The sequence below is a fragment of the Janthinobacterium lividum genome (genome assembly GCF_011601275.1).
GTDB lineage: Bacteria > Pseudomonadota > Gammaproteobacteria > Burkholderiales > Burkholderiaceae_D > Janthinobacterium > Janthinobacterium lividum_E.
Genome location: NZ_JAAOLY010000090.1, coordinates 1 through 255 on the forward strand (window position 1 = coordinate 1; position 255 = coordinate 255).

Annotated in this window: 1 protein-coding gene; it reads left to right on the forward strand. The window is 68.6% G+C overall.

The window, feature by feature from the left end:
* Positions 1 to 255: putative Ig domain-containing protein (locus tag GYK42_RS29020; protein WP_166450299.1), on the forward strand; the 255-nt coding region annotated here is incomplete at both ends.

Consider the following 255-nt stretch of genomic DNA (forward strand, 5'->3'; position numbering starts at 1 on the left):
CCGCCGGTGATCACGTTGGCGCCGACGGGTTTGCAGGCGATGACGTTCGGTGTCGCCTACAGCGAGACCATCACTGCCAGTGGCGGGGCGTCGCCGTATGGCTATGTCTCCAGCGGCAGCCTGCCGGTGGGCCTGAGCCTGGCGCCGAACGGCACCTTGTCCGGCACGCCGACGGCGGCAGGCGCGTACAGTTTTACGATCACGGCGACCGACAGCAGCACCGGTACAAGCGCTCCGTTCACGGGAGCGCGCACC